The sequence below is a fragment of the Bradyrhizobium sp. AS23.2 genome, assembly GCF_001908185.1.
Classification (GTDB): domain Bacteria; phylum Pseudomonadota; class Alphaproteobacteria; order Rhizobiales; family Xanthobacteraceae; genus Bradyrhizobium.
The window spans coordinates 1-1,928 of the sequence record NZ_LGHM01000299.1; the positions used below are offsets into that span (position 1 = coordinate 1).

Here is a 1,928-nt window from a genome sequence, read left to right on the forward strand (position 1 = left end):
ATCCGACCTTCAGCGAGCACAGCTACGGCTTCCGGCCGGGCCGAGGTGCGCATGATGCCGTCCTTGCGGCGCAATCATACGTGCAATCGGGCCACCGGATCGTGGTGGACGTGGACCTGGAAAAGTTCTTTGACCGGGTCGACCATGACATCCTCATCGACCGCCTTCAGAAACGGATCGGGGACACCGGGGTGATCCGGTTGATCCGGGCGTATCTGAACAGCGGGATTATGGACGACGGCGTGGTCCAGAAGCGCACGATGGGGACGCCGCAAGGCGGACCGCTATCGCCGCTGCTGGCCAATGTGCTGCTCGATGAAGTGGACAAGGCGCTGGAACGCCGGGGTCATTGCTTCGTGCGCTACGCCGATGATGCGAATGTCTATGTTCGCAGCCGCCGGGCGGGTGAACGGGTGATGGCGCTGCTTCGGCGGCTCTACGGCAAGCTGCGCCTGACGGTCAATGAGACCAAGAGCGCAGTGGCCAGCGTGTTCGGTCGCAAGTTCCTGGGCTACGGCTTTTGGGTAGCTCCGGGCGGCGTGATCAAACGCAAGGTCGCCGTCAAGCCGCTGATGAGGTTCAAGCAGTGCATCCGGCAACTGACCTGCCGCTCAGGCGGGCGCAGTATGCAGGACGTGGTGGATCGTCTGCGGCCCTATGTTCGGGGATGGAAGGCATACTTCCGGCTGGCGCAAACGCCGAAGGTCTGGCGAGAGCTCGACCAGTGGCTGCGTCATCGGCTGCGCGCCATCCAGCTCAAGCAGTGGAAGCGCGGTACGACCATGTACAGGGAACTGCTGGCGCTGGGAGCCAAGCCTGACGTTGCGCGACAGGTGGCGGCCAACAGCCGTCGCTGGTGGCGTAACAGCGGCATGTTCCTCAATGCTGTGTTGACCCTGAACTGGTCGGATCGACTGGGACTGCCCCGGCTCTCATGACCTCAACTTCTCGAACCGCCCGGTGCGGACCCGCATGCCGGGTGGTGTGGCAGGGGAGCGACCCACAAGGTCGCCCCCTATGCCGATTGGCGCAAGCGGGTGCCCAAGCAAAAATATGAAAAACAACCCCATGCACAGTAGGCGGGCGGCGAGGGGGTGACGCCCTGTGAACGCGGCCAACAGTTTGACAGGTCGGGCCAATTCGGCTGGAAGCCGCGATCACCCGCGCAGCCGCCGAAAGGCGCGCGAAATGCAGCGCTGTCCGCGAAACTCGCGACGATCCGCAAGCCGTTTGACTCGTGGGGCAAAACAGTGGCAAAAAGCAATTATCGAATAATCCGAAATCTTTGCCGCGGCGCCGATCCTTGGACGATCCTTGGAGATGACGATGAGCTTCGATCCCGATGAGGTTCAAAGTGCGCTCTGCGCGGCATGGTCGTCGTCGACTGCGAGCCAATGGACGGCGAAAAATCCAGCGGCAGGGCAATGCAACGTCACGTCACTGCTCGTTCATGAGCTCTTTGGTGGCGATTTGCTGAAGACGCCTCTGCCAGCCGGCGACCATTTTTACAATCGGATCGGAGGCAAGAGGTACGACTTCACGGCGAGCCAGTTCGATCAGCCAATCGCCTACGTGGACTTGCCGACTGATCGGGTCGACGCCGAGCTGGGCGCAACGAGCGACCAACTGGCTGAACTCAGAGCCGCTTTTCAGAAGCACCGCATCAGTTCAGGTTAGGAGCCGCAGCCGACGTTGCCCTGCGACTTTTAGAAGTCCGCTATGGGGGTCCTTAGCTGACCTCGACCGAGCGCGGAGCGATAGTCCGCTTTCAGGGTAGGAGCGGACCGGGGCTGGGGCCGATCCCGACTTCCGATTGTGACTCTGGCTGTGTAGAAACACGAAAGATCGAAACGCGGCGAGAATTACATTCTTCATTTCGTGCTTTAAGTTGGTCGCGCTTGCGAGTTTGGGGGTTAAGAAGGTCGTGG

Annotated in this window: 2 protein-coding genes; both read left to right on the forward strand. The window is 61.2% G+C overall.

The window, feature by feature from the left end; all coding sequences use genetic code 11:
- The coding region (locus tag AC630_RS41525; RefSeq protein WP_074124191.1) for a reverse transcriptase domain-containing protein at positions 1 to 938 on the forward strand (938 nt) is incomplete at its 5' end.
- Between the two features lie 388 nt (positions 939 to 1,326).
- The gene (locus AC630_RS41535; protein ID WP_074124195.1) at positions 1,327 to 1,677 is read left to right on the forward strand and encodes a YunG family protein; all 351 of its coding nucleotides are present in this window, start codon (positions 1,327 to 1,329) and stop codon (positions 1,675 to 1,677) included.
- Positions 1,678 to 1,928: the final 251 nt, after the last annotated feature.